This is a genomic window from Paenibacillus algorifonticola, from assembly GCF_000971975.1.
Taxonomy (GTDB): Bacteria; Bacillota; Bacilli; order Paenibacillales; family Paenibacillaceae; genus Pristimantibacillus; species Pristimantibacillus algorifonticola.
Genome location: NZ_LAQO01000017.1, coordinates 34,385 through 60,515 on the forward strand (window position 1 = coordinate 34,385; position 26,131 = coordinate 60,515).

The following is a 26,131-nucleotide window of genomic DNA, read 5'->3' on the forward strand; positions in this document are numbered from 1 at the left end:
GGGATGCTTTACTCCTTTTGAATTCCAACAGATCATTAAAGATGAGGTGCGCTGAAAATGCGACGTCTTAGAATGGCTTCCTCTGAATTACTAATTTTCCTTTCTTATGCTTATGATGATACGCCTCTGCGATTCCCTCTGCGGTGAAAGGGAAAATTCCATCCACATGAACCTCCAGCTTGTGTTCTTGGACGCTTTGGACGATGGCTGCTAAATCACTGGGGTTCGGTTCAATATAGGCAAATTGGGATTCGATTGCGCGAATCTTTGGATGCGTAGCAATTGAGGGGTCTACTAGGGAAATAAGCTTGCCGCTCTCCTTCAGAATTGTGTAGTTCTTCGATTCTGTTACTCCTATCCCCGTATCCGTATCAATAACTGTATCCCTCACCATATCCAGTACGATATCTACAGGGCTTACGGCTTTAGCAAAATCGGTGGTGGTGTAATCAATGACCTCATCGGCACCGAGCTGCCGTACAAATTCGTGATTGTGTTTCCGCGCTGTAGTGATAACGTAGGCACCGTGCTGTTTGGCTAGTTGAACAGCGATATGGCCCACTCCCCCTGCACCGGCGTGAATAAGAATGCGCTGTCCCGGCTGCAGTTTAGCATACTGAAATAACGACTGCCAGGCAGTAAGCGCACCCGCCGGTAACGCAGCGGCTTCTACAAACGAAAGGGTTGATGGAATTATAGTGAGTGCGCTCTCTTCCAGTGCCACATAGTCCGCATAGCACCCACCGGCTCTAACCAGCCCCATTACGCGGTCCCCGACTTTCACATGCGTGACCTTCTCTCCGATTTCTTTCACCACACCCGCCAATTCAACACCGAGAACATGCGGGAACTGGACCGGTAACATATGCCGGAATGCCCCCGACAGGACTAGCTGATCTGCGGAACTGACCGTGGTGGCGTACATGTCCACGAGCACTTGGGTCTCTTTTATTATTGGAATAGCTATATCTTGTTCTTCGAAACCCTCGGGATTTCCGTAATCGTGTATAACAATTGCTTTCATAATAAGATCCTCCAATCATTTGTCGAACGTTTGTTGATATAGTCACATCCGTTCAATATAATGATCGTACCAGTGCTGTTAACTCGCTTCAATTGTTAAAATAGTTGTATTCGTTCATTAATAGACAAAATCCGGATACTTATTCATTAAGAAGAGAGGGAGAGTTTACACATGGTTTTAAACGTACACATCGGTATTTCTTTGTAACAAATTTGTAATATGGATAAAAAGGAGTAACTTATGGACAGACGAATACTTAAATCCCGAGAAGCTATTGTCGAGGGTTTTATCGGGCTGATGGCAGAGAAAAATTTTGAGCATATCACCATAAATGAAATTGCTGACCGGGCGAATGTAAGCCGTGGCACCATTTATTTGCATTATACGGATAAGTACGATCTGCTGGATCAGTGTATAAAGTCTCACTTAGTCCAATTAATTGAGAGCTTCCTGCCCTGTGGCGTCACTGGTATTTTCCCTTCCAAATCTTCACTGCGCCACACATTCTAATATTTGAGGGAGCATATTTTCTTCTATGCCGCTGTACTGGAAAACAAAGGCATTCCGACTTTCAGAAACCGTCTGCAGGCTGCACTGTTGCGGGGTCTTGACAAACAAATAGATATGGACGGCATCAATCGGGACATGAATAAGGAGATATTGGTACAATTTCTGGCTTCGGCTATCGCTGGAATGATAGAATGGTGGATTACCCACTCAATGCCCTATTCAGAAGCGGAAGTGGTCGAACAATTGTGGGCGCTGATGGAGCGCAATCAGATGGTGCCTCAGCCATTGGACCAATGAAAGATATGTAAGAAAGGCCCGGGCTACATACCAGTGGCTGATCGACATGACATCTTTAGGAAAGTCTGAAGTTCCTGAGGGAGCGGGAGAGTGTGCATGCGCAGCGGTATCCATTTCGAGAGCACAAATGGCCACATTCCAGATGTGAACTGCGATTTAATGAAGGTTGAAATGACAGTCATTGGGTACAGATTCAATTAATCAACCCTATGTAGGAATGTTTGGCTCGTTTTTATTAAAAAAGCACTGTTCAGTAATTTAAGGGATGGTCTCTCTTCAGAACTTGCCGCTTCAGACAGCACGGGGAACCGTACCATAAATAGCGGCAAGTTTTTTAACCTGTGTAAAGTCGATTTAAGCCATAGATTGCCTATCCCCTAAATCTATCCAAATAAGTGGCAGATCGACTCTATTTTGGTATGGTAAAGTAGGTCGCAGAATGCAGTACGGATAGCAATTCTCGTGCTTTAATTAATAATACTAACATCATTTTAATGGTTGAGCCGACAGCAAGTTTGGATACCAAACGAGCCCATGAAGTGGTCAGTCTAATAGCGCAAGAGGTTAAGTCACGCCAAAAAGCGGCAATTATGATTACCCATGATGAGCGTATGCTTGAATATTGCGATAAAATATACCGGATGCATGATTGCGGATTGTCTTTGCAGCAGGAAATTGAGGGGCGTATTCGTATCTAAGTAGTATCCAGGAATGATTAACGTATGTTACGTCATGAAGACGGACCTGTTCGTTGACAGACGTTTTGTTTATTTTGCTAACGCACTCCGTCCGTCGTATTATGAGGTCAGCCGGTTTTTACGGGTTGACCTCTTTGCGTTAAGTAGTGAAATTATCAGGTTACTTGGATAAACAAAAAAAGAGCCGCGCATTATGCGGCTCTCAATCTGATTTTAGCGTCCGCCTGTATTTGAAGCCCAGACAGGAATGTAACTATTAGGATAATAGCTGTTTGTCATGGTTGTGTTATAGAGAACTAAATTTCCATCATTTTGCATGACCAGCGTGTCACCAGTTGTGTCAGCCGGCAACCCGCTCCCGTGATGGGTTGGAATCCAAGAGGCAGTGTTGGCAAACCAAGCGGCTTGCAGTATAGAAGTATTAATCACCCAAACCTTATCATACCCCCAACCAGTGTAATATTCGTACTTGCCTGAGGCAGGGTTGAATCCATAGCGATATCCATATTGGAATACATCTTGATAGCTTCCGCCATATTTGTATATGACCGGTTTCCCAAATGCTTCAAATTTGAACGAAACGGCCCCACTGTTACTGGTGCCACTACTCCAAAGAGAGGAACCATTCTGATAGATGACAAAATTACCGTCATTCTGCCAAATGGCTGAAAACCTACCATCTTGGGAGGTGAGATAATCGCCTTTCGACATGCTGCCGCCTATAGTAAGCTTATCTCCAAGATAGCTGGCGGAAGCCGTCGCTGGTACGGCAAATGCCAAAAGCAGCAAGCAAGCCATAAGGATTCGAAAAGATTTGGGAAAAAGTTGTTTGTTCATTTGACACGCTCCTATGTTCCTTATAATGGTTATAGCTAAATGCATAGAACAATAAACTCTTACAGTTATTGCATGTTTCTGCGCAGCATTCAGTCAGGAGCGGTGAAGGAGAAATTAACACATCCCCATTAGGTGGAACACGGGAAATAAGATTTAAAATGCTCTCGGGGTCACCTCCTTTGATAGAAAATGTAAATGCTCTTGGTACATATTATGTAATTTGATTTATGCTCTTTAGGAGATAGAGGTTCAGATATGGTACTTGTTGTTAGAAGCCAGTCCACATCATCGTATGACATATACTTTATTTACCATTATAGCAACCGAAAATGGGAAAAGCCATAATTTTCTATTTAAGGTTTCGAAGTTTAAGACGATCGAGGTATACGCGTTTCTTGCAGTCCTTGCAGAAAAGTCAGATGGAGATTAAGCATTGCCCAATTTTTAGAACAAGCCCTCTTTCCAAAAACGGAGATCGCTTCAGGAATACCCCACACCCCAAACCATTCATATAAAGGAAAAAATGCAATGTTAGGAAGCCATTATTGCGAACTATATTTGACGTTTTGAAGTCTGTAAGCGGTTGTTTTTTTATTGAAATTTGCAAGGAGAAGGAAATTTTTCATAATGTAGAGATTTTGTAGAGATTAGGTTTTTAAACTAAGAAAGAAAGTGTTGAAATTTGGGTGAAAGTGTATCAGTAGTTTCGGGAATGGAGGAGAAATGTGTCTTGAATCGAAAACGTAGCATAGGAAAAGCAATACTCTCTTTCTGCCTGGCAATTATGCTTGTCCTGCAGACGGTGGCATTCTCTGTCCCTGCATATGCGGAAAGCACGCCGAGCGCGGACGAACCGCAATCAGTAACTGAGGCGGTATACGATGTGCCGAACAATTCCATAATGATGACGGCAGCCGTGACAGATAAAACGGTGGTGTTTATGGATGCTAATGCAACCTTTCCGCTGAAGGTGACGCAGGGAGCTGAAATTGCTCCAGGCGGTACAATCCAGGGCCGACAGGCATTTACCCTCAAATCAGAGGGCCTCAAGGTGCCGGTGAAGGGGGATTATGCAAATACGCCGGATGAAAATGACACTACCAAGTACATTCAGAAGGGAGACTCGATCGAGCTAAACAGGGATCCCTACTTTAAGGAAGTGGTGCTGCCAACAGCTACCAAATCCTTAATGGCCACAACTGATTTTGGTGTGAAACAGCTTGGCACCGCGTATTTCACCCCAAATAGCATCAAGATTGTATTTAATGGCGACGATTGGTTTTTCAATGGTGTTGGAAAAGCGGTAACCTTCGGCTTTGAAACCACTGCCAATTCGGATGTAACGGGCATGAATTACGGCGATACCAAGCCTATCTCGATTTTCGGGGGAGCGTATGAGCTAAAGAACCCGGATGTTACGCCGGCGTACAGCATCAACTTGACAGGAAACAACTGGCCAAAGAATGGGAGCTGGACTTGGTGGTATGTGACCGTGCCAGCCTATCAGGATGGTTATCTGACCATCCAGTCTACTCCATCCTCTTTTGATGTGCTTGATGCAACAATCAAGCTGCCACTAGATGGGATGACGTTCTATACGAAGCCTGCCGATTACCGTATGGTCTATGTACCGGGCTCCTTCAAGGTAAACGGCACTACGGTAGAGCCAACTATTGATGCAGATGGCGGGCTGAGCTACATTTTCCCGGCGGACACTGGGGTGGATCCAAAGGTTGAGTATCAAGCATGGTTCCATAAGGATGTGTATTATAAAGAATATCGGGGCGTGGGGCTCGATCCCGGTCGATCTAACGGACAGCGTTTTGATCCAAAAGTTGAACTGAGGGATGAGAGTGCTAGTGTAAAAGCCAGCGCAGTACGGGAAACGTGGGTAGCACCCGACTGGATTCAAGCCTCGGCTTCATATGACCATCCAAATGAAACGATTACATGGAAAGTAACGGTTAACCAATATAACAAAAAAGGGTTAAAGGACTTTTCTATAACAAATGTATTACCTGCTGGGCTGGATTTTGAATCGGCTGCATGGAAGACAACGGTAGATGGTACTGTATCTGAAGAAACACAAATTACACCAGATTCAAACGGAGTTTATTCCTTTGGGGATATTAACGGTAAAGTAGAATTATTAATTAAGAGCAAGGTGAAAAGCGGTTCCAGCTTCAGAATCGACCCTCGTGCCAACTGGAATATGGATACACCAAATGGCATACAGAACAACGATGTCATGACTGGCACAAGACCTAACGCAGTGACTGACGAGGCGATTGTCACCATTGGGGCGCACACTTTTACAAAAACAGGCGCTATTACGATGGAGGATTATAACCTGGGCGGCATTACATGGACCGTTAATCTAACGCCACAGTATGCCTTGCCAAATGCTGCGGTATACGATGTGCTGGTGCACGGCGGAGATTTGAACGTCTTGGACAACGCTGTGGATGAAACGGGCGAGGTGAGTGCGGAAACGATTGCGAAAATCAAAGGAAACGTCAATTCTGCGCAGCTTTGGAAGCAATATCAGGCGGGAACTCTAAAGACTAATGCAACCAGCCTGACCATAAAAAATATTCCTTTAACCGTGGATGGTAAAGTGGTGGCGGATTTGATCAAGGTGACCGGATACACCGACGAAGCTTCATCCTTCAGCTTCCGTGCACTTGAGACCAACACAGACATCCTCTTCAGACAGGATATTAACGCAGGGAAAACAATCTGGAATCGGGCTTTGCTTATTGACGGCGAAACCGTGAAACAAGCGCAAAACAGCGCCAACCTTCACCTGCGTATGCTGAACAAGGATATGCTTACGGCATCCTACCCTATTAAGGGGGATGGGACGGCTGACACATGGTATACTCCGAACAACGTTCAACGCTATATCGGTTATGACAGCTCATCAAGCGGCGATGCATACACCTTGGCTGGTTATGACCGGATAACTAAGACGGTCACCTTCCGCCTAGGCATCAATATGCCGGGTTACAACACAGTCGAAATGGCGAAAGACGGCGGAAGTCGGGTCATCACCAATGTGAAGCTGGTGGACACCTTACCCGAGGGTTGGGAATTCGTTCCTTTTGGAGATGGAAAGGACTATGAACTTTATAAGGGCTACTCGGATAATGTCAGCGGCACTGGCTATGGGGTTCGAAACAACGCCGTGTCAATCATTGAGCCAAACAACCCCGCTCATGTGGCGAGTTTCTCCCATAGCGGTAATGAAGGCACCTTCACCTTCTCCAAGTTGGAAAGCCCTTATGTCATTCTGGTGAAGGCAAGACCTTCCAATGCGGCTCTGGAGAAATATTTAGAGGAGTACACCACCAACGGCACAGACAAGCAGGTGCTGTATAACAAAGCCGACCTACATATGACATGGGGCGGAGAAGAGAAGATTCTCACCGAACAGCGCAAAGTTATTGTACCTATTCAGACTCTGGGCAAGTCGGTAACTAAACCAGTTCCAGGGGTGCTGGAGTGGACGGTGAACTATACCCCACCATTCAACATGGAGCAGGGCGTTTATTTACAGGATACCCTAGGTGCAGGTATGAATCCGCGCTATGAAGTAAACGGAAAGCTTGTACTGACAGCGCCTAGTATGGCGGTCTATCCTGCTAAACTGACTGCCGGCGGCGCTCTGGAACGAGACGGTGCTGCACTGAATCTCAGCGACCCGAATTCTGAGGTTCGGGTGGAAGCCGAGCCGGGTGAGGACGGCACCACGGTTCTAACATTCAAAATGGACAACCCTAATAAGTTTTACCAGTTAGTGTACCAAACCGAGGTTGACCCTTCTAAAGCGAAAGCTGGCGACAAAATGGGCAACGAGGTAAAGCTGATGGGCGATGATAAGCTGAAATCTGTCAGTGCCAAAAGTGAAAGCACACTGGACAATTCAGACGTAGCCGGCAGTTCAAGCTCCAATGCCCTGCTGCCCCTGAAAAAGGTAGATCCCAACAACAATCCGCTAAAAGATGTAGAGTTCACGCTCTATAAGAAAGGCGACGGAACTCAAGTCGCTAAAGGAACAACCGATAGCGGAGGGAAACTTAATCTACTATTCCCGGATCCAGGGTATTACGAGCTGAAAGAAACTTATATTGACACAACGACATGGTTGCCAACTATAAGAATTTATCAGGTGTACGTAGGGAATACGCCTGGAAAGCCCATCTGGGTAGACGGCGTGAAGGTAACCTCTGATAATCCGCTGGTCGTGCCTACGCCGGCGCAAGGAAAGCTGACCATTAGTAATAAGGTGGAAGGAAACGGCAGCGACTCTTCCAAGGTTTTTGAATACACCGTGAACTTCACTGGCGAAGGCAAGGACGGAGAGTACGCCTATAAGAAGTCGGATAATACGTTTGGCACGATCAAGAGCGGAGACAAGATTACCCTCAAGCACGGGGAATCTGTGACGTTCCCGGTATTGCCAGCGGATCTGGTGTATACCGTAACCGAGGCCGATTATACGACCGTTGACGGTTATACCACCACGCCGGAGACGAGAGAGCTATCGGGCACAATCGTGAATAAAGGCGACCACAAGGCGGACTTCATCAATGAGCGAACCGTTAACAAGCTGACCGTCAGCAATACGGTCATGGGCAATGGCGGCGACAAGACGAAGGAGTTCGAGTACACCGTCCTCTTTGAGGATGCAGGCAAGGATGGAAGCTACTCTTACTTGAAATCGGGCGGCGGCACAGGTACGATCAAGTCCCGTGATACCTTCAAGCTCAAGGATGGAGAGACACTGGATATTTTGGATCTGCCTAAGGCTCTGAAATACACCATTACCCAGAAGGAATACACAGCCGACGAATACGTGACCATTCCTGAGGAACGGTATTATACCGGAGTTATGGAGGGCAAAGATGAAGATGCCCCATTTACGAACCTGCGAGTCTTGAAGGGCGGCCTACTAATCAGCAACACGGTTAAAGGCAAAGACGAAGACAAACAGATGCCGTTCAAGTACACGGTCACCTTCACAGGCGAGGGAGAGAACGAATCCTACTCCTATGAGAAGTCGGACGGCAGCAAGGGTGCAATTAAGAGCGGGGAGACCTTCGAGCTTGCAGATGGCCAGACGCTCGTTGTGCAAGGACTTCCGACAGATCTTCAGTATAAGGTGACCCAAGATGATTATACGAATGACGGCTATGTGACGGATCCCGAAAGTCTCGTTCGCACAGGCACCATTCCGGAGAAAAAAGTGGCCGAAGCACACTTTGTCAATACCCGCCCGTATCTGGAAGGCGTACTGCGTGACAACAACACAGGAGAAGTCATTCCGAATGCGCCCATTACGGTGACCGATCTGAAGACAGGCAAGGAGCTTCAGGTGGAGACGAATGAGAAGGGTGAATATTCGGTCCCAGTCACAGCGGATACCGACTATACGATCACATATACGAAGAGGTATCAGGTAGGCGGGAAGGATGTCCCTGTAGAATTCACGCAAAAAGCAAATGTGGACGGCAGCGTGACAGGCGAGACCGTTCCGGCGGACATTACGGCGGTAGGGATCGTTATGTTCAAGCAGCTGGATGGAGCGACAGAGCTATTCAACGATTCGTTTACCAGCCAGATGCATATCTATTTGAAGGACCAGGCCGGCAATTATATTACGGAGAACGGTCGTCCCAAGGCGTTTCCGATGGCTTCGAACGGAACTTTCTCCGTGGAAGGGCTAAGCGAGCAGAAGTACACAATGGAAGTTCGCTATAAAGCTGAGACCGGCGAAGAACTGCTCCTCAAAGTGACGCAACTGGACGTGAAAGCTAACGGAGAGTTGAATATTTCCGAGGAATTGGTCGACCCTTACGGTACGGTTTATGATGAAACGACAGGAGATGCCACCACTGGCAAGAAAATTGACGGAGCCAAAGTTACATTGTATTATGCGGATACGCAGCGGAATAGAGATAACGGCCGCATTCCGGATACGAAAGTAACGCTTCCTGCGGTTCCAAATTTTCCGCCGCACGACAACGAGAGCCCGGAGCAGGATAGCGACGCAAATGGCTTCTATGCGTACATGGTGTTTCCTGAAGCGGATTACTATTTGATCGTAACGAAGGATGGATACGAGACGCACAGGAGTGATACGATTTCTGTCGATTTTGACATTGTAAAATACGACGTGCCAATGAAGCCGATCAGTTCTGGTGGCGGCTCCGGCGGCAACTCCGGCAACGGCAACAGCGGAACCGACAACAGCAACAGCGGAACCGACAACGGCAACAGCGGAATCGGCAACGGCAACAGCGGAACCGACAACAGCAACAGCGGAACCGACAACGGCAACAGCGGAACCGACAACGGTAACAGCGGAACCGACAACGGTAACAACGGAACCGACAACGGTAACAGCGGAACCGACAACGGCAACAGCGGAACCGACAACGGTAACAGCGGAACCGACAACGGCAACAGTGGAACCGACAACGGTAACGGTGGAACCGACAACGGCAACAGCGGAACCGACAACGGTAACAGCGGAACCGACAACGGTAACAGTGGAACCGACAACGGCAACAACGAAACCGACAACAGCAACAGCGGAACCGACAACGGCAACAACGAGCTGGACGATGCTCCGATGACTGGAGACAACAGCGTACCGCCAATCTTCTATATGGCTTTGGCGCTGATGTCCTTGATGACGATCGGGTTCTGTTTACTCGGTAACAAGAAGAAAAAGTACATCCAGTGACCGGAAAGGCGGTAAGAAAATGAGTAAAACTAAAAAAATTCTTATCGCCGTTTCCTTCCTTGTGCTGGTATTTTCTCTCGTTAGTGCTGCGAGAACTCTCCTGCGGGATTATGCTGAGCAGCAGAAACTCGAAGAGCTGACAAAAGTTTGGGAGGATGGGTCGGACAAAGTCGGAGGGGATGCATTCCCCTCCCTTTTGTTCAATAAGGCGAATGAGCCGATCATGCTCCCCGAATTTCGAGAGCTCTATGAGAGGAACCCGGACATCGTCGGCTGGCTGAAGATTGACGGTACCCGAATTGAGTACCCAGTCATGCAGAATCTACAGGATGCCGAGTACTATCTCAATCATGATTTCGATAAAAAGGCAAACAAAGGCGGCCTCCCATTTTTGGACGCGCATAGTCGGACCAACGGCTCGGACATTTTGCTGATTCATGGACATCACATGAAAAGCGGCTGGATGTTCAAAGATTTAATGAAGTACAAGAACGAAAGCTTTTATAAAGAGCATGCTACGTTCCAGTTCAGCACGCTTTACGAAAAGGAAGAGTATGAGATAGTTGCCGTTATTCTTTCAAAAGTTTATCGCAAATCGGACGACGTTTTTAAATACTACCAGATTGAGAATGTAAGTACGCCCGCCGAGTTCGATTCGTATGTTCAGAACATCAAAAAACTCGCTCTTTATGACACTGGAGTAACAGCCCGGTATGGCGACAAGCTTATTGTGCTGTCCACGTGCGAGTACTCGACCGAAAACGGCCGGTTAGCGGTGGTCGCCCGAAAGCGTTAATGACGATGTTAAAACACGAAATCAATCTGCTTCATATCGCGTTCTCCACTTGGAGGACGCGATTTTTTTTGCCTCCGAAACTCTGTGGCGTTATATCCTTGTTCTTACAATGCCCCTGCATCTCTCGCCGAATAGAACGACGGGTAAATCGGTCGATAATGTAATTCCTCTCTTATACGCGTTGTATCAAATATATCGTAAGAAAAATCGCAAAAATAATTACCGTTACAGACAGCGCGGAGGAATGTATCATAAATAACAGCAAGTTTTTTTGGAAATAATGAGATAAAAGGAGAGATGAAAATGTCCTATATCGTTGATTTTAATCATGTGTCTACGGTTGGTTTAGAGTCTTCACCTGTAATAGAAGCGCTTGCTGGTTTGCGTGCTAATGAAGCCCGTTATTTCATGAACAAATACAAGCACGAATTTACGGTTGTACAAGCTAGCGACAGCCAAGAGACCCTTGATTATGTGAACCGCATTTTGAAAGAAGAACGTGATATTGAGTTTGCGGCCAAGCCTTTAGAAACGTCGCAGTTTCAAGTGGAAAATATCAAATTTGCCTATGTCTTTTATGAGGATGGTCTTGGGGTCAACGTCATGTATACGGTGGATGACCCTAAGAAGCGGGCCGTTGGCTTCAAGCTTTCTGAGGGGATGGAGGTGCCAAAGGAGTTAGAAGAGAAGTTTAAGTTTGCCAGGCAGAAGTCTAAACTAGCTGGTACCATTCGGGGTTCGTTTTTTGTAATTAAAAGAGAATATTAAAGTAAGCAAAAGCGCAATTGAAGGAATCCATCGACTTTTTTTATTTGCAAAAAAATATGTAATCAAAGGAAGGGCCTTTCCACAAAAGGATGGCCCTAAATCTTGCCGTTACAGACAGCACGGAGTACTGTATCACAAGTAGGGGCAAGTTTATTTGTACTACAAAGAAGGTAAGATAGCAGCGTGAAGTGTTTCTCGCGTTTTGCGTTAGTGATGGAAAGCTGCTTGCCGATTGGCTCCCGTTTCTTTTATATGGGACCACGTTGAAGGTCCGCTCTTTGTTTAGCTTTCGGTTACTTGCACTTATCCGTGCGTACCTGGCTTTGCAATATAACTAATTTCCGAAAGGACACCAGCGAAAAATCTCGACTCACCGAGAAGAAAAAAATCCACAGCAACCGCGTTTCAACAGTTTTTGGTGGACATTTTACAAGCGTATCCTAATGGTCGGATGGAAACGCGAAACGAGCCCTAGAAGCGATGCTAGGGGCTCGTTTTTTTTGTTTTTTGCCAGATGTTCTTGCATGTCAGACTTTGGCCACAGAGTAATTAGCATAACCTTAAAAAGATACTTGACAAAGATGATCATCTGTAACTATAATACTTACAACTTAACTTGTAACTTTAATTGTTACAGCTAATAAGTGTAAAAGGGAGTTCTTTGAATGAAAATAGAGGTTTGGTCGGATTTTGCCTGTCCCTTTTGTTTTATCGGAAAACAAAGATTCGAAACAGCACTTGAACAATTTGCTAACAAAGATGACGTGCAAGTCGTTTTCAAAAGTTTCGAGATAGATCCCCAAGCTCCAAAAAGCGTAGATCATGATGTACACGACATGCTGGTTGGCAAGTATGGAATGAACCGTCACCAAGCAATCGCGATGAATAACAATATCGGCAAGGAAGCCGAAGACGCTGGACTAGCGTTTCAGTTTGATTCGATTCAACTAACCAACACGTTTGATGCCCACCGATTAGCTAAATACGCATTGGAGCAAGGAAAAGAAAGAATATTACAAGACTTCTTCAAGGCATATTTTATGGAAGGTCGGCATTTAGGGGATCATGAAACATTAATTGAACTAGCTGTACAAGCAGGATTTAACGTGGATGAAATTCGCCATGTTCTTGGTGGAGATGATTATGCTGAAGAGGTCCGTGCGGATGAGGAGAAAGCACAACGACTTGGCGCAACGGGAGTGCCTTTCTTCGTCATAGATCGAAAGTATGCCTTATCTGGAGCACAATCAAGCGACAAATTCCTGCAAACTCTGACGACAGCGTGGAAGGATTCTCAGCTGTTGCAAGTGTTGAATGACACCGCTAAGGATTCAAAATCCACAGATACATGCTGTGATGGTGCATGCAGCATCAAATAATGTAGCGATCTATAACGTGTGTTTGCAGATTAGGGTCATTCTAATGTTAGGCCATCATAGGAATAAAAAATATACGAGGTTAAAGGAGTAAATATTATGTCCAACTTGTCCATCGAAGTATTTACAGGTTCAACTCAGGCTTTTAACGTCAACTCTGCTATTGTATACGGAGAAAAGGACGCCGTTCTGGTCGATGCTCAATTTTTGCTCAGCGATGCACACCGTTTGACCGCGAGATTGCTCGAGCTGGGTAAAAACCTGACGCACATTTACGTAACCCACTTTCATCCAGATCACTACTTCGGTCTTCAGGTCGTTAAATCGGCGTATCCTCAAGCTCAGGTGCTCGCTCTGGCAGAAACAGTTGAGGATATTAAGAATACATTCGCCAAAAAAATCGATCAATGGAAGCCTGCAGTTGGGAACAACGTTCCTGACGTACCAGTAATTCCGGATGTACTGAATCAGGATGTCATCGAACTCGAAGGAAACGAACTGAAAATCAAGGGCCGCTTGCAAGGTGATACACCGAATAACAGTTATGTATGGATTCCTTCGATTAAAGCGCTCATTACCGGAGATATTGTTTATAATGATACCTTTGTATGGACGCTCGAAACTAATGCAGAATCCCGTCAGGCATGGCACCAGACTCTGGATGAGCTTGAGTCTTTGAATCCTGAAATCGTGATCGCAGGACATCAGGCTTACAATACCCAAAATACTCCTGAAGCGATCGCACACACTCGTCGTTACCTCGTTGCTTTTGATGAAGTGCTAAGCGAATCACCAACAACAGATCAAATCATTGCGAATGTGAAATCTCGCTTCCCAGAGCTGAATACTGTCGAAATTGGATTGATCCTTGCCGCCAAAGCTTTCGGGGTGAACCATGCCGAGTAATCTGGAAATTATCAAAAGCACATATGAAGGAGATTCCAAGGAAAACGGTGTGAAGTACCAAACCTATTTGGCTGAACATGCGGAATGGACAGAAGCAGCAGGATTTCCTTACGCTGGAACATATATTGGCTATGATGAAATTTCCAAAAATGTGTTCTTCCGTCTGGGAACGGAATGGGATGGATACAAAGTAGAAGTCAGCGAGTTTTATGAAGATGGTGATACCGTTGTTGCGGTAGGTGTATATTCAGGAACGTACAAACAGACGGGTAAATACTTCGAAGCAGATTTTGTGCATATATGGAAGCTAGAAGATCAGAAGATTTTGAAATTCAAGCAATATGTTGATAGTTATCTGGTGCAGAATGCTATGGTATCTGAATAATAATCGGCCTTGACGGTTCAGAGCCATCTCATACGGTTCTCTGGGTACCTTCGAAAAAGACGGTCCTTGGCGGTGTTCCAATCTACGAAAACGAGCATGTGTGGATGGCAGACAACCAGACTCCAGAGAGTCGTGATCACTGGCGTGAGCTTTTGGACCAAATTCTAGCGCTGAATCCGGAACGGGTTATCCCTGGTCATTACCTGGGTGAGAGCTCCGGAGATGGAAAAGGCTCATCCAGACTTCAAAAATACAAGTGACTTGGAAACGAGCGCTCAGGTAATCAAAGGTGAGATTTCCTGGCCATGAGTTAACGCGGACCCCGTGAATTAAGTTTGAAGATCGTTAAATCATAAAACGCCCGGGTTTTATTCGAGGCCACTGAACAACCCCCAAAACAACATCCTTTTCCGGTGATATTCGGATTGGATGTTGTTTTATATTCTTCGATTCCTCTCAATCCAATAAGGATAGTTACCTATTAAATTATAAGGGGATGGTTGTTACTATGAACTTTATAAAATTGCATCTCGCTACCGTGGGCTTTGATATATGAGTTAGAATTTAGGTAATTAAACAAATAATTCAAACGCTAAAAATGGTTTGAGAAATTACTTGGACATGGTAATTGGGACATCTTCACGTTAATAGGGGACAATAGTTTAGTGTTTTTTACAGCTTTTTCATGAAAAGACTATCCTACGTTCCGTCTTAGATCCAAAATATTTAGAATACTGTCTGGTCAATCAATATGGCATTGGAGATTGGAATGATAGTTTGTTCTGGCTTCATGGATTAAATGCTACTTATAGAATTCGCATTTCCAGAGGTTTTTATATTCTTCGCGTATACCGCCATTCAATAATATTGCTAAAGCTGCAATGTCGTCCAAATATTATTTTCAGCGCATGCTCCATGCATAATCGGGTTTTACCCTTATTTTAAAGATGATAAAAGGGAAAATGTCCAAACAAATCGAATACTATTGAATAAAATATTTGTTTAATTCAGCGTGCGGAGGACTCGATTATGATTAGGAGTACAAGCCTTCTTATCCCCCCTGTGCGAAAATCGTTGGTGTCAAGGCCGCGACTGACGTGCAAGCTAGAGGAAGGAATGGAGACCAAGCTGACTTTGTTATCCGCCCAAGCAGGCTATGGCAAAACGACAGCGTTAAGTGAATGGGCGAGGCAATGCCGTTGCCCGGTTGCCTGGATCTCGCTGGATAAGTACAATAACGATTGGAGCGCATTCTGGAGCTGCGTCTTGGATTCCATACGAGAAAGTTTGCCGCGGTTCGGGGAATCGATTGGATTTCTACTTGAGCAAGAGTCGGCGGCTTCCATTGATTCCTCCATTTCAGCGTTCTTGAATGAGCTAAATTTGATTAAAGACGATTTTGTTCTTATTCTTGACGACTACCATGTCATTGAGAATGCGCCTGTAAACGAATCGATACGATATATGCTTGAACATCTGCCTCCTCATGTCCATCTCTATATAGCAAGCCGAACAGAATTACTCTTCCCTACAGCCAGGCTGCTGGCAAAAGGGGAGATTAATGTTATTCGGGTCGATGATATACGATTCGAGCTGGAAGAGGGGTTTGTTTTCTTTCGGGAGACGACAGACTTATCTTTGACGGAAAAGCAAGTGGTCGAGTTGTTCCATCAAACGGAAGGCTGGGTAAGCGGACTGCAGCTTGCGGCCATTTCACTGAAACGAAGCGGCAACATTGCCGACACGATTAGCCAGTTCAATGGTCGACAGCGTCATATCTCCGATTATTTGTTGGAAGAAGTTTTTGAGCATTTATCGGTATCTTTGCGGGAATTCCTGCTGGCCACCTCCGTTCTAAATCGCATGAACTGGGAGATGTGCCTAGCGGTAACGGGAAAGGCCGACAGTCAAGACCAATTGGAACAGCTAGAACAGCTGAATTTGTTTATTGTTCCGCTGGACGATCAGCGCAATTGGTTCCGGTATCACCATCTGTTGTCTGAGTTCTTGCAACAACTAAGTGCTAGAGAACATACGGAGCTGTGGAAACAATCGCATCATCGGGCCGCAGCTTGGCATGAGAATGAGGGGCTCTACGAAGAGGCAGTGGAGCATTACATTAAAGCGCAGCAAGCAGATGATGCGGTCCGGCTTATCGACCGCCTCTTGCCGGAACTCATGCAATCGAAGGGCAGTGTGCTTGTTAGATGGATTACTTCTCTACCGGAGAGCAGCTACGAGCACATGCCGACATTCGAATTGTTCTATATCTCCAATTTATTAATGGATGGAGAATGGAGTCGGGGGTTGCACAGGGCCGAGCAAGCGGAAAAGCGGTTTGAAGCCATGAGAGGGTTTATCCCTGAGCCCGAATGGAATCAGTTAATCGGCAATCTTTATTACTTATGCGGTATCTTCTCTTATTTGCAGCAGGATTTGCCACTAACTTCACGATATTTCGAGCTGTCAGAGCTATATCTGCCGGAAGGCAGCAGCTTTCAGAGGATTTCAAGTAAAAGGTATCAGGGGCACGAAGGATTTATGGATCTTCTCTCCCTAACCAACAATCTTCGCGAGGTGGAACAATTTCTGCTGAAGTGGGTTAAGACGTGGGAGAAGAAAAGAAACTACCCGTTTGTTGGATATCATTATTTGTCTTATTGTCTGCTTCTATATGAGTGGAATCGGATTGAAGAGGCGGAGCTTTATCTTGGACAAGCGATAAGTCGGGACGATCTGCGTACCAACGTGTGGATCTGGATTCATCTTGGTCTCGCTTCATCCTGGATTCAACGTGCTTTGGGGAGAGAAAGCCAGGCGATAGAATGGCTGAACGATCTGGGCTCAAACGTAGATTCGCCCGATCAGCAAGTCATTTGGAAGAGGATTAAGGCGGAGCAAGCTCAGCTGTTCCTGAGCCAAGGTCAGCCTCAGCAGGCCTGTGATTGGTTGGAGCAAAGCGGGATATCGCATTTGGACGAAGTTAAGCCCCGCTATTTTGAGGAATATCTAATTCTGGTGAGAATTCTCGCGGCAAACAACCGGATTGAGGACGCTCAACAATTGCTCGAGCAGTTGGAACGTCTGGCGGACAAGGAGAATCGTCTGCGAGGCCGAATTAAGCTGAAGATCGTACAAAGTATGGTGCTTCGACAATCCGATCATCCCCAAGAGGCATTTGAAACTTTGGTGACCGCTTTGAGGCTCTCGGAACCGGCGGGCTATATTCGCAGCTTCCTCGATGAAGGTCCGCTGATGGTTAAAATGCTGGCCGAGCTTCTGAACGAGCAGCAAGAGGCTGCGATGCCACTAGTGCCCTTGAAATATATCCATCTTCTTCTTGAAGCCGCAGGCAGCGACTTGTCTTATAAGTCTTTGTCGAATGAAGCTCTGACCGAACAGGAAGAGAAAGTGCTTGGTTTGCTCACAGAGGGATTAATATATAAGGAGATAGCCGTTCGACTTAATATTTCATTGGACACGGTAAAATTCCATATGAAAAACGTTTATCGTAAGTTAGGGGTAAACAATCGGACGCAAGCCATTCAACGAGTCAAGCAGCATCGGCATCTGAATTAATGCATGTATTTCGGGAAGAGGAACAATGCCAAGAGGCCTGCGAGGATTTAGGGAATAGCCTGTACGTGTTTCTATCCCGCCGACTAAACGACGAGAGCAGAGGTCGTGACGGTATTGAAAGCGCTAGGTAACGTAAGCCGATTGTTATTCAAGAGACAGTACCCTTGGGGGACTGTCTCTTGTGTTAAGCGGGAATCACGGCGAGAACCTTACTTGTTACCCTATACTAGTACGCCCTTCCTAGATCGAATATGTTATCAAATCTAGTCGAGCAAGAGGCACCTAAACGGGTACCTTCCGATTTCGCAGCTTAAAAACGACTGATCGCAACAAATACAGCGAATGCGAAGAAGACGATGTTCACGCTAATTTCTCGATATTCCTTACGCTTAACATGAAAGAGAGCGCCGAAAAGAACAACTGCGGCAAGTCCTATCGCGGCAATTGGCGTCAACACAGGCGAGACATTTGTCGCTTGAGGCAGAATGATTCCAATTGCCCCGAGCAATTCTGCTAATCCAATAAAGACCACGAACTTTTTTGAAACGTCCTGTACCCATCCCCAAGACGCTTTGGCTTTTTCATACTGAAACGCCTTCAACCATCCTGAGTAAACAAAGCCCAGTGCTACCAGACCTTGAACGATCCATAACGCGATATTCATTAATGATGCCGCCTCCTGACTACTACTTATTCACTACTTGCTAAAGGTATAATAGACCTAAGTAATTAATTTAAGGAAGTAGGCACTTTAACTAAACATAGTTAACAAAAAGTTACCTTAACAAAGCAAAGGGAAACGGGAGGGTTCAATGAAATCGTATTGCAAGTTTGAATCGGCACTGGATATTTTGGTAGGGAAATGGAAGTCTGTCATTCTGCTTCAACTTATTTCGAACGGCATAATGAGATTCAGTGAGCTACAAAGAGCAATACCGGATATAAACAAAAAGATGCTCACTCAACAATTAAGAGAACTGGAGTATAACGACATCGTTTATCGCAAGGTGTATAGCCAAATTCCACCGAAAGTGGAATACTCCATTTCAGACTACGGCAAAGGTTTAAGCACTGTGTTACAGGCACTGAACGATTGGGGAGAGGCTCATAGCGAGCATATGATTGAGCTATACGGAGCAGATCGTTCAGGAAATTAATTTGGGTGAAAAACGATGGCGAGCAGAGGTTATATAAGCCTGCTAGGCGTTAAATAATGCGGAGGGCACCTGTTAAGGTGCCCAAAAACTTGCCGTTACAGACAGCGCGGTGAACCGTATCACAAGTGATGGTAAACAGGATTAGGCAGGAGATAGTTCTGGATGAATACTACATAAATAAGCTAAATGAGGGAAAGAAAATGGAGGATAGATCTATGGCTAAGTTAAATGAATTTGAGATCCTCGTACGTGATGCCTTATCTAGAAGACTATATAGTGGTTGTAAGGAGTGTAAGTGTGACCGCTATCGCCTGATCAACAAATGATCGCTCCGGACGAGATTTCAAGATTACGGTTAGTCCGATTAACGATACGATTAGCGCCTGCGCCAAAGCCTTCGCATTGATACCACGCTTGAGCTCACCTGATTGTATACCTCGTTCAATGGTTTCTTGAAATATAACAGATAGGTACATTTGATGTTCCCTGGTGAGAATTTCAAATTTCTCGTCATGAGGCGCAAGTTCGACCATGGTATTGATGCAAAAACAGCCCCGACTGCGATCTTCTGCATATTCCTCAGCAACCACGCTTTCAAAATAAGCGGAAAAAGCTTCTATTACAGAAGAATGGTTCTGTAGTCTAGCTCGTACATCGGAAGCACGGGACATCGTGTATCTCCGTAGCGCAGCTTCGAACAATTCTTTCTTGTCTCCAAAGGCCGAGTATATACTGGGGCGTTGGATCCCCATTCTGGCAGTTAAATCACTTAACGAGGTAGCTTCATATCCCTTTTCCCAAAATAGCTCCATCGCTGCTTCTAATACTTTTTGTTCATCAAATTCACGGGTTCTTGCCATAATGAATACCCCTCGTTAATCTTAAATTTTTGTTCATTACTCCATGATTCCGGACATCTCAACTGTCGATTTTTCTGTACCAAAAAGTATATTATTATTTTATATTCAGCCGGATAATTTGTCAAATGAAGCTGGGTTTATTTCAACAAGGGAGAAGATTACATAAGAAAATGACCAGTACAATCATTTTTTTTATTGACATTAAGTATAACAGCGGGCTATATTTACTGGGGATAATAACGTACCGATTAGTATGTTATTTTTGTTATCATGTCATTTGAATGGGGGAAAGGTGTGTACAAAACAGAGGAGGTTTTAGAAAAGGCAGCAGTCAACACCGATAGCAAGGCAGCTTCGTCACAGGCACCGCTGATCGGGTCTGATTCAGAGCAACCTGCTTCCATGTCTCGCTATGTGACTCTATTGTTTGCGGTTGCCTGCGGGATGTCGGTTGCCAATATCTACTTCGCACAACCGATACTCGATCGGCTGTCAAGCGAGTTCGGAATTGACTATTCTATCATTGGTATCGTTGTTACCATCACGCAGATTTTTTATGGATTGGGACTGCTGCTGTTGGTGCCGCTTGGAGATTTACTGAACCAACGCCGTTTGGTTATCGGTCAGATGTTATTGTCCATGATAGCTCTGGTTGTCGTTGGAACGGCGGCCAACAGCACCGTATTATTTGCAGGTATGGCTATGGTGGGCCTGCTAGCCGTTGTGACGCAGACTCTTGTGGCGTTCGCGGCAACTATGGCAGCACCTGCCGAACGGGGACGTGTCGTTGGCATGGTAACAAGCGGGATCGTAATCGGCATACTTCTTGCGCGGTCCATTTCAGGAATATTAACCGATCTTGCGGGTTGGCGATCCGTGTATTTGGTCTCTGCAGCGCTGATGCTTGTTATGGTTTGTATGTTTTATAAGGTACTGCCTCGTGTTGAACGCGAGGTGAAATCACTGTCCTATCCTCAACTGCTAGGATCGGTGTTTAGGTTATTTATTCAAGAACGAATATTACGTATCCGTTCTGTTCTCGCTCTGCTGATTTTTGCTGATTTCAGTATTTTATGGACTTCACTCGTACTGCCTCTTAGCTCTGCACCATTATCGCTTTCGCACAGTGCAATTGGAGCATTCGGTCTTGCAGGAGTAGCTGGAGCGTTAGCTGCAGCTCGAGCGGGGAAGCTTGCTGATCGAGGTTATGGACAGAGAACGACGGGCACTGCTCTAACCTTGTTATTAGTTTCATGGTTGTTCATCAGCTATACAGAACAATCGCTGTTCGCATTGGTCATTGGTATCGTGCTTCTCGATTTGGCCGTGCAGGCCGTACATGTTACGAATCAGACGATGATTCTCCCGTTGCGTGCGGAGGCTCGTAGTCGGCTTACTGCCGGGTATATGGTGTTCTATTCGATTGGAAGTGCCGGTGGTTCAATTGCTTCGACCCACATCTACGCGCATTACGGCTGGGAAGGAGTATGCGTGCTTGGGGCTTCTGTTAGTGCTGTAGCGCTGCTATTTTGGGCAATGACCCGCCGCACTACGGCTGCTGCAATAAAGTAAGCTTCTGTCGCATGAGGTACAGATTCAGCATCATAAATCTGGAGCTGCAAATCAATCTGAATTAATTTCTCTCAATTTGATATACCGAGAGAAACTTTTAAATTAAAGGAGCGGGTGTTCGTGGAAATAGGTATAACTTCGTTTGTAGAAACCAAGCCGGATGTTCACACGGGTGAAGTGATCAGTCACGCACAGCGGCTGCGTGAAGTTGTCGAGGAAATTGTCCTTGCTGATCAGGTGGGACTTGATGTGTTTGGCATAGGTGAGCATCATCGGGAGGATTATGCGGCATCTTCACCAGCTATTGTACTGGCTGCGGCTGCAGCGCAGACGAAACGGATACGGCTGACCAGCGCTGTGACGGTGCTTTCTTCCCTTGATCCGGTGCGCGTGTTTCAGGATTTTGCTACGCTCGACGGCATTTCAAATGGACGCGCGGAGATTATGGCGGGCCGAGGGTCCTTTATCGAATCTTTCCCATTGTTTGGCTATGATTTGGACGATTATGCCGAGCTGTATGAAGAGCATTTGGAACTGCTCCTTAAAATACGGGGATCCGAGAAAGTAACCTGGAAGGGCGGGCATCGGCCAGCGATTAACAATTTGGGCGTATATCCACGGCCCGTTCAGGATTCAATGCCGATATGGGTTGGCAGCGGAGGCAGACAGGAGTCGGCTGTCCGGGCAGGTTTGTTAGGACTCCCACTGATGCTGGCGATCATTGGTGGAAGCCCAACGAATTTTGCACCGCTCGTGCAGCTGTATAAGAAAGCAGCGGCGCACGCTGGCCATGACGAATCGCGGCTTAAGGTTGGGGCGCACTCGATAGGATTTGTTGGAGAGAATACGAAGCGAGCTGCAGATACATTTTTTCCTTCTACCATGGCAGGTATGAATAGATTAGGCATGGAGCGGGGATGGGCGCATTATGATCGTTCTAGCTACGATGCCGCGCGCAGCTTCGAAGGTGCACTGTATGTCGGCGATCCCGAGACGGTTGCCCAGAAGATCATTCACCTTCGCAAAAATGTAGGCGTTACACGCTTTATGCTGTATGTACCGTTAAGCACGATGCCGCATGCCGAGGTAATGAGAGCCATTGAGCTGCTTGGAACAGAGGTAGCTCCCCGAGTTCGAGAGGAAGTAGCCAAGTGGGAAGCTGAGATGGACATCTGAAAGTACATTGAATGATATTGGAGGAATTTGCATGGATTTCGAAAGTCGGGTATTACCGGAATTAAGGCCGATATTAACACAATTTCCTGGTTTTCAACTGGAGAGAAATTTAGAACTGAGCAGGAGCTATTTGTCGAGTTCTCCTATTGAGGGGTCAACGCATGTACGCACGACAAGCCGCATGGTTCCAAGCGCAGAAGGGGAGGTACGGGTCAAAATTTACGAACCAAGTGAGCGAACGGAAACGGATGCTAAGCTTCCGGCGATGTTGTGGATTCACGGGGGAGGTTATGTGCTGGGGCATCCTAATATGGACGATGCTTTGTGCGAACGTTTCGTGCAAGCGGCTAATTGCGTCGTCGTGTCTGTTGATTATCGACTTGCCCCGGAGCATCCCTATCCCGCTGCTATCGATGACTGTTACACCAGCTTAACATGGATGACGGATGAAGCAGAGTCGCTGGGCATCGATCTGGATCGGATCGCGATTGCCGGTGCAAGCGGGGGCGGCGGTCTGACTGCAGCTCTTGCTCTAATGGCCCGTGACAAGGGGGGTCCAGCCCTCATTTTCCAAATGCCGCTGTATCCGATGATCGACGACCGGAATGTTACGGCGTCAAGTTATGAGATTACGGCCGACAACGCAAACTGGAATCGGACGAATAATTTAGAGGCTTGGAACATGTACTTAGGTAAGCATGCAGAAGACAGCGAGTTATCCCCATATGCGGTACCGTCGAGAGCGGAAAGTTTGGCAGGGCTGCCGCCTACCTATACGTGCATAGGTCAGCTCGATCTGTTCCGAGATGAGACGATCGAATATGTGACACGACTTGCGCAAGCGGGTGTAGACGTCGAATTTCATATGTATCCCGGCACTTTCCACAGCTTTGAAATGATGGTTCCGCAAGCGGAAGTCAGTCAACGCGCCAGTCAAAGCTATATAGATGCGATGGCGAGAGCGCTTAATCCTTGAACAAATAGATGACCTTTAAGCTGAACCGTACCACAAGTGAGGGTACATACAATCAGTAAGGAAATAGTGCTTGATAGTAGCTTTCTTTTACAACGATGTGCGTTTAACCTAAAAAGAACCGTCAGAATGCTTGATCAAGACCCCATTTAATGGACATTGAAAAAAACACCTAAGCAACAAGCTGGCGCCGGTACTCAACTGGCGTCAGCTTGTTTAGCTTTCGTTGCACCCGATCTTCGTTGTATATATTACACCAACGGAAGTTCGTCGAGCCGTTCGTAAATCAACAATCCTCTCTCTTTCGCCACTCTTACCATTTCATCGGCACCCTGAGATGCTCCTCCGACTCGCAGTACGGCGTTACAGTAATTAAGCAGGCGAATGGAGGACGGATGAAAAATTCTGTTGAAAGTCTCGTCTCCCAGGGCAGTGGAACCAGCTGTCGCGATAAGGGGTAACGCATACCACTCTCCCAGCACCGGCATATGCCCAGCCTCGTAAACTTGAAGTGCGATTTCATTCATATAGTTGACATTTTTCTCGATTAATACATGATCATCATTCGTTCCAGAACGATACGGGCCTGCGATGAGGATATGCAGCGGTTTCGATTTCACTTTCAAGAGACCTTGGATCTGAGCATATTGGAGCAGCATTATCGTCTTGGCGTCACGAATCTCGCCGCTTTCGACCATGTCTAGCGCTTGAGCAAACGGAAGTTCCACTACTTCAATGTTTTCCTGCTCCTCCTCAAGGCCCCCACCGCGACCCGTTGTCATATCTTCACTATACTCGGCTACATAGAAGTGCAGAATTTCGGTAACGGAGCCCGGTGACATATAGGCCTCGCCAACTTTCTGCACACGGTCGATACGGTACCCCGTCTCCTCCTCCGTCTCTCGCAGAATACCTTCTTCCGGTGTTTCTTTATCGAGTAGTCCCGCACAGGTTTCGATAAGCATTCCAGTCTCATTGCCGTTCCGATAAGTAGGCATTCGGAACTGTCTGGTCAGTACAACGGTTTGTTTGTGGCGATTATAGAGCAGGATCGTCGCGCCGTTGCCGCGATCGTACACTTCTCGTGATTGTGACTCCCATTGTCCATTGTCTTTTTCAAACTCGAATGTGACCTTCTTCAAGATGTACCAGTTATCCGATAGAAGCTCCTCTTTTACAATCCGTACTCTTGGGTGGTGCTGCTGTGCCTTCATCTCATTTCCTCCCTAGAAAGATTCCGTTCTCTTTAGTCATTTCGAGGGCCCCGTTCTGCTGCAGAAGCCCATTGACATGGTCTCGAAACTTGTCAATTGCCGCTCCGACAAGTCGCTCTCTTGCGTTCATCGGAGTCGAAATCATATATTCGATCAGGGGTTCCGCTTCGTCGACCAACAGACGGTCGTCGTATCGAAGCAGCCGAAGATCAGAGAAGCAAGAAGACAACAAGTCCCCTCCGTTACCCAGGTGGAACCGTTTAATAGCATCATCCAACACATGAAGATCGGGGTCGAACGAAACCGCCAAGTGTTCAACCTCATGTAGGTGTTGAGTGCTCATCGTAGAGGTGCATACTATACCTCCTCGCTTTAGGACACGATGCATCTCACGGATTGCTCCAGGGATGTCCGGCACGTGATACAGCATGTTGTTAGCGATAACCAAATCGAATTGCTCATCATGAAAGGGGATCTGCTGCGCGTCAACAGACAAAAGCTTAAACTGCGAATGGCTGCTTCCCAAGCGGCAACGTGCTTCTTCCACCATCCCGCTTGACATATCGGTAAGCGTGATGCGCCAGCTGCTTGGAATTCGTTCGGCGTTTCTTATCCAAAAGGTTCCATCGCCGCAGCCCAACTCGAGAATGTGGGCTTCCGGTTGCACCTCCAGTTGTTCAAAGATCCAACGATGCCAGCCTTGAGGATTCGTACTGTACTTGTCGTAAAGATGTATCCGCGTTTGCAAGCGGTTCGCCGTCCGATACTGCTCCCCCCAATTTTTCTCACTCTGCACGGTTTGAATAATATCCGCCAAACGGTTCCAATCGGACTCATAGGCCGACATTTTCATAGCATCTCGTATTGCATGCACTACGTGCTCCGTATGAGCGATTTTCCTCTGTAGAACATCGAGTTGTGCTTGCAACGAGTGTCTGATCTCCCCGTTGGATAGCGATTCTGCATCTAAAATGTCCTTTATTTTTTGAAGCGGTAACCCTAGATACTTCAACGTCTGAATTCGCTGTAATCTTTCCAGATCTTTCATGTTGTACGATCTTATGGATCCAGTGTGATGGCCTTCTGGACTCAGAAGCCCAATTTGATCGTAATATCGCAATGTCCTGACCGTTATCCCTGTACGTTTGGCAAGCTGTCCTGTCGTCAGATCGTTCTCTTTGTTCATCCATTCCTCACATCCAATTGTTTGCTCTGGCATGTCGTTCTTAGTCAGTATATCAAGTGACGTAAC

The 26,131-nt window shown here is 46.3% G+C and carries 20 protein-coding genes and 1 pseudogene; 14 read left to right on the forward strand and 7 right to left on the reverse strand.

Annotation, left to right across the window (positions count from 1 at the left end; all coding sequences use genetic code 11):
- Positions 1–67: 67 nt before the first annotated feature.
- Positions 68–1,024 carry an NADP-dependent oxidoreductase gene (locus WH37_RS21360; protein WP_046232673.1) on the reverse strand — a complete coding sequence of 319 codons (957 nt, stop codon included), beginning with the start codon at positions 1,022–1,024 and terminating at the stop codon, positions 68–70.
- Between the two features lie 240 nt (positions 1,025–1,264).
- Between WH37_RS21360 and WH37_RS36590 the strand changes: the two genes are divergently transcribed.
- From WH37_RS36590 to WH37_RS34900, 3 genes and pseudogenes are all read left to right on the forward strand, one after another.
- The gene (locus WH37_RS36590) at positions 1,265–1,534 is read left to right on the forward strand and encodes a TetR/AcrR family transcriptional regulator (protein ID WP_231594308.1); all 270 of its coding nucleotides are present in this window, start codon (positions 1,265–1,267) and stop codon (positions 1,532–1,534) included.
- A 3-nt stretch (positions 1,535–1,537) separates the two neighbouring features.
- Positions 1,538–1,831 carry a TetR-like C-terminal domain-containing protein gene (locus WH37_RS36595; protein WP_231594309.1) on the forward strand — a complete coding sequence of 98 codons (294 nt, stop codon included), beginning with the start codon at positions 1,538–1,540 and terminating at the stop codon, positions 1,829–1,831.
- A gap of 458 nt (positions 1,832–2,289) precedes the next feature.
- Positions 2,290–2,529: pseudogene (locus WH37_RS34900) on the forward strand (hemin ABC transporter ATP-binding protein); the annotation flags it as partial.
- A 213-nt stretch (positions 2,530–2,742) separates the two neighbouring features.
- On the opposite strand, the gene WH37_RS33855 reads toward WH37_RS34900, so the two are convergent.
- The gene (locus tag WH37_RS33855; RefSeq protein ID WP_052737124.1) at positions 2,743–3,366 is read right to left on the reverse strand and encodes a hypothetical protein; all 624 of its coding nucleotides are present in this window, start codon (positions 3,364–3,366) and stop codon (positions 2,743–2,745) included.
- 730 nt (positions 3,367–4,096) lie between these two features.
- Between WH37_RS33855 and WH37_RS21375 the strand changes: the two genes are divergently transcribed.
- The 7 genes from WH37_RS21375 (at position 4,097) to WH37_RS21405 (ending at position 17,927) form a co-directional block, all read left to right on the forward strand.
- Positions 4,097–10,117 carry a DUF7601 domain-containing protein gene (locus WH37_RS21375; protein WP_046232674.1) on the forward strand — a complete coding sequence of 2,007 codons (6,021 nt, stop codon included), beginning with the start codon at positions 4,097–4,099 and terminating at the stop codon, positions 10,115–10,117.
- A 19-nt stretch (positions 10,118–10,136) separates the two neighbouring features.
- A complete protein-coding gene (locus tag WH37_RS21380) occupies positions 10,137–10,913 on the forward strand; it encodes a class B sortase (RefSeq protein WP_046232675.1) in 777 nt (258 codons plus the stop codon).
- 303 nt (positions 10,914–11,216) lie between these two features.
- The gene (locus tag WH37_RS21385; protein WP_046232676.1) at positions 11,217–11,681 is read left to right on the forward strand and encodes a hypothetical protein; all 465 of its coding nucleotides are present in this window, start codon (positions 11,217–11,219) and stop codon (positions 11,679–11,681) included.
- 665 nt (positions 11,682–12,346) lie between these two features.
- A complete protein-coding gene (locus WH37_RS21390; RefSeq protein WP_046232677.1) occupies positions 12,347–13,060 on the forward strand; it encodes a DsbA family oxidoreductase in 714 nt (237 codons plus the stop codon).
- 96 nt (positions 13,061–13,156) lie between these two features.
- The gene (locus tag WH37_RS21395; RefSeq protein ID WP_046232678.1) at positions 13,157–13,963 is read left to right on the forward strand and encodes an MBL fold metallo-hydrolase; all 807 of its coding nucleotides are present in this window, start codon (positions 13,157–13,159) and stop codon (positions 13,961–13,963) included.
- A complete protein-coding gene (locus WH37_RS21400) occupies positions 13,953–14,348 on the forward strand; it encodes a nuclear transport factor 2 family protein (protein WP_046232679.1) in 396 nt (131 codons plus the stop codon). Before WH37_RS21395 ends, WH37_RS21400 begins: the two co-directional genes overlap by 11 nt.
- A gap of 1,116 nt (positions 14,349–15,464) precedes the next feature.
- Positions 15,465–17,927, forward strand: coding sequence for a winged helix-turn-helix domain-containing protein (locus tag WH37_RS21405; protein ID WP_046232680.1), 2,463 nt, complete (start codon positions 15,465–15,467; stop codon positions 17,925–17,927).
- Positions 17,928–18,237: 310 nt separating this feature from the next.
- Here the strand turns inward: WH37_RS21405 and WH37_RS21410 are convergent, their stop codons facing one another.
- Positions 18,238–18,591, reverse strand: coding sequence for a DoxX family protein (locus tag WH37_RS21410; protein WP_046232681.1), 354 nt, complete (start codon positions 18,589–18,591; stop codon positions 18,238–18,240).
- A gap of 148 nt (positions 18,592–18,739) precedes the next feature.
- Between WH37_RS21410 and WH37_RS21415 the strand changes: the two genes are divergently transcribed.
- A complete protein-coding gene (locus WH37_RS21415; protein WP_046232682.1) occupies positions 18,740–19,084 on the forward strand; it encodes a winged helix-turn-helix transcriptional regulator in 345 nt (114 codons plus the stop codon).
- Positions 19,085–19,353: 269 nt separating this feature from the next.
- Here the strand turns inward: WH37_RS21415 and WH37_RS21420 are convergent, their stop codons facing one another.
- Entirely contained in the window at positions 19,354–19,944 is a 591-nt protein-coding gene (locus tag WH37_RS21420) for a TetR/AcrR family transcriptional regulator (protein ID WP_046232683.1), read from the reverse strand.
- Between the two features lie 294 nt (positions 19,945–20,238).
- Between WH37_RS21420 and WH37_RS21425 the strand changes: the two genes are divergently transcribed.
- The 3 genes from WH37_RS21425 (at position 20,239) to WH37_RS21435 (ending at position 23,668) form a co-directional block, all read left to right on the forward strand.
- Positions 20,239–21,516 carry an MFS transporter gene (locus tag WH37_RS21425; protein ID WP_046232684.1) on the forward strand — a complete coding sequence of 426 codons (1,278 nt, stop codon included), beginning with the start codon at positions 20,239–20,241 and terminating at the stop codon, positions 21,514–21,516.
- A gap of 120 nt (positions 21,517–21,636) precedes the next feature.
- Positions 21,637–22,692, forward strand: coding sequence for an LLM class flavin-dependent oxidoreductase (locus WH37_RS21430; RefSeq protein ID WP_046232685.1), 1,056 nt, complete (start codon positions 21,637–21,639; stop codon positions 22,690–22,692).
- Between the two features lie 31 nt (positions 22,693–22,723).
- Positions 22,724–23,668, forward strand: a complete 945-nt coding sequence (locus WH37_RS21435) for an alpha/beta hydrolase (RefSeq protein ID WP_046232686.1) — start codon at positions 22,724–22,726, stop codon at positions 23,666–23,668.
- Between the two features lie 169 nt (positions 23,669–23,837).
- Here the strand turns inward: WH37_RS21435 and WH37_RS37475 are convergent, their stop codons facing one another.
- From WH37_RS37475 to WH37_RS21445, 3 genes are read right to left on the reverse strand one after another with little or no spacing between them, the layout of a single operon-like run.
- Entirely contained in the window at positions 23,838–23,915 is a 78-nt protein-coding gene (locus WH37_RS37475; protein ID WP_143088524.1) for an IS3 family transposase, read from the reverse strand.
- Position 23,916: 1 nt separating this feature from the next.
- Entirely contained in the window at positions 23,917–24,879 is a 963-nt protein-coding gene (gene nudK, locus WH37_RS21440) for a GDP-mannose pyrophosphatase NudK (protein WP_046232687.1), read from the reverse strand.
- 1 nt (position 24,880) lies between these two features.
- Positions 24,881–26,065 (reverse strand): MerR family transcriptional regulator, encoded by a 1,185-nt coding sequence (locus WH37_RS21445; protein WP_046232688.1) that lies wholly within the window; start codon positions 26,063–26,065, stop codon positions 24,881–24,883.
- Between the last annotated feature and the right edge of the window lie 66 nt (positions 26,066–26,131).